Origin of the sequence: Anaerococcus sp. HMSC068A02, assembly GCF_001811125.1 — a bacterium.
Lineage (GTDB): Bacteria > Bacillota > Clostridia > Tissierellales > Peptoniphilaceae > Anaerococcus > Anaerococcus vaginalis_C.
The window spans coordinates 1-2,199 of sequence record NZ_KV803743.1 but is presented as its reverse complement, the minus strand read 5'-3'; the positions used below and the strand labels follow the sequence as shown (position 1 = coordinate 2,199).

General features: G+C 28.7%; 1 protein-coding gene and 4 pseudogenes. 3 read left to right on the top strand and 2 right to left on the bottom strand.

Annotated features, from left to right (window positions below; all coding sequences use genetic code 11):
- Positions 1-282: 282 nt before the first annotated feature.
- From HMPREF2782_RS09755 to HMPREF2782_RS03335, 3 genes and pseudogenes are all read left to right on the top strand, one after another.
- Positions 283-411 (top strand): annotated as a pseudogene (locus HMPREF2782_RS09755) (PcfB family protein); the annotation flags it as partial.
- Between the two features lie 186 nt (positions 412-597).
- Positions 598-1,464, top strand: a complete 867-nt coding sequence (locus tag HMPREF2782_RS03340) for an AraC family transcriptional regulator (protein WP_261668600.1) — start codon at positions 598-600, stop codon at positions 1,462-1,464.
- 51 nt (positions 1,465-1,515) lie between these two features.
- Positions 1,516-1,827, top strand: a pseudogene (locus HMPREF2782_RS03335) (nucleotidyl transferase AbiEii/AbiGii toxin family protein); the annotation flags it as partial.
- Between the two features lie 107 nt (positions 1,828-1,934).
- Here HMPREF2782_RS03335 and HMPREF2782_RS03330 read toward each other — a convergent pair.
- Both HMPREF2782_RS03330 and HMPREF2782_RS03325 read right to left on the bottom strand, forming a co-directional pair.
- Positions 1,935-2,087 (bottom strand): annotated as a pseudogene (locus tag HMPREF2782_RS03330) (relaxase); the annotation flags it as partial.
- 1 nt (position 2,088) lies between these two features.
- Positions 2,089-2,199: pseudogene (locus HMPREF2782_RS03325) on the bottom strand (plasmid mobilization relaxosome protein MobC); the annotation flags it as partial.

The window sequence follows — 2,199 nt, the reverse complement described above, 5'->3', positions numbered from 1 at the left end:
CAGAAGAAATAAAAGCAATGAACAATGAAGAAGTGCAGATATTATATTCCAACATGAAAAACTATCTATCAGATAAAAGAACACACACAAACTACTAAAGGTGGAAAAGCAAAATAAGAGCAGAAAAACAAGAAAAGGTACAAATACCTAAGTAAACTATAAAAACATCTAAAATAAGCATTCCACCACCAAGAACAATAAAATAAAAACAATCAAAGGGAAGTATAGAAAAATTAAAGCCTATACTTCCCTTTTTTTAATTCAAACAAAGGGGAGAAAAGCATGATAAACGAAGAAATAAGCAAAGAAGCGGGTCAAGCAGCACAAACCATAATAACATACACAATAAAGGCATCAAAAGAATCAATCAACTTAGACAAAGAAATAAGAAAAAAGATGAATGATACAATATAGTAGACTATATAAAATAGAAGATGAGGTTAGAAAATATGTGGATGTATTATTGTGATTAATATCAAGAGCATAAAGAGCAAGATAAGAAGTCTGGCAGAGAAGAAAAATAGTATAAACATTTGATGCTATAATAATTGTATTAGCATTATCGGGTATAATTTAATAAATCCTTGTACAATTTAAATGAAAGGTGGTAGAAATATGGATATAATGAAATCTTTTAACTTAGCAATAGACTATATTGAAGAAAACTTAACTGATGAACTTGATGAAAAAGAAATAACACGGATAACAGGATATTCATTTCCAATGTTTTCAAGAATATTTTCAATCGTATCAGGATATTCATTATCTGAATATATAAGATTAAGAAAGATGACAAATGCTGCAATTGATTTAAAAAATTCAGATAAAAGAATTATAGACATCGCAATAAAATATGGTTATAATTCTCAGGATTCTTTTGCCTTAGCTTTTAAAAGTTTTCATAAGCTAACTCCAGGTCAAGTAAAAAAAGGAGAAAAGTATCAATATTTCCCAAGAATCTACTTTTCAATTTCAGTTCAAGGAGGAAATCAAATGGATATTAAAATTGAGAAAAAGAAAGCGTTTAAAATAGCTGGTATTAAATCAGATGTAACTAAAAGTTCAAATTTCCCAAAAGTTTGGGATAGACTGGTTGAAAAAGTACCAAGAGAAAAATTTGAAGAGTTTGGTAGTGGTCAAATCTTTGGCGTAGGATATGACTATATAATGGATGAAGAAGATTCATTTATATATTTAGCTGGTTTTGATTTAACGGATGAAGTAAAAGCTAAAGAGTTAGGTTTGGATACGCTTAGCATTCCTGAAAAAGAGTATGCTATTGTAAGCTTACAAGGACCTATACCAAAGTGCATTCACGAAGGTTGGAAGTATATTATTTCATATTTCTTCCCTAAAGAAGGATATAGACATGATGAAAGTCCCGACTTTGAAGTATATGGAGATGGAGACCCTAATTCAGAAGACTATAAAATGGAATTATGGGTTCCTATAGTAAAAGAATAATTTAAATTTGTTTAGCGGCATCTATCAAAATGGTAGGTGCTTTTTTGATTGCTATTAATAAAAATAGTAATGAGTAAAAAGTCCCAGAAACTTGATCTAATAACAGGAGATGCAATAACACCAAGGGAAAAAGAACACACCTATCCATGTATCTTTAGCAAAGAAAATATAAAAATAATGGTATACCCATTAGAAACAATTTTAGCTGAAAAATATGAAACCATAATTAGAAGAAATATATCAACCACACGAATGAGAGACTTCTATGACCTATACCTTGAAAATAAGTATATTGGAGATCTGACCTTTGATAAGGTTGTTGGTGTAGTGAGAATTATTTCAAATAGAATTAATGAGATGTAATTTAACAGACACTGTTTGGAAAATTATAGACAAGTAAATATTAAGTAAAAGAGAAGTGGAATTATTCTACTTCTTTTTTTGTTTCAAAATATGCTATAGAATATGATCTTTTGTGTTTTCATAAATTGAATATGGGCAGTAGATGGATTACATTTAAATGAAGATACCAAGACTTTTTCATCAGTTTTTTCACTCTTAGTTATATAATCTATTGCCAAATTTAGAGTTGATTTTATTGTATGTATTTTTGTAATTGCCATACTAATCACCAGAACTTTCCTTTGATTTATTAAGAAGTAGGGAATGGATCTGCCATATTTCTTTTGATAATTTTTCTATCTGTTTATTCATTGATTCAATTTCATTTTTGTA

Excerpts from the sequence above, each read along its gene's own strand:
- HMPREF2782_RS03340 (WP_261668600.1), top strand. The coding sequence starts at position 598 with ATGAAAGGTGGTAGAAATATGGATATAATGAAATCTTTTAACTTAGCA.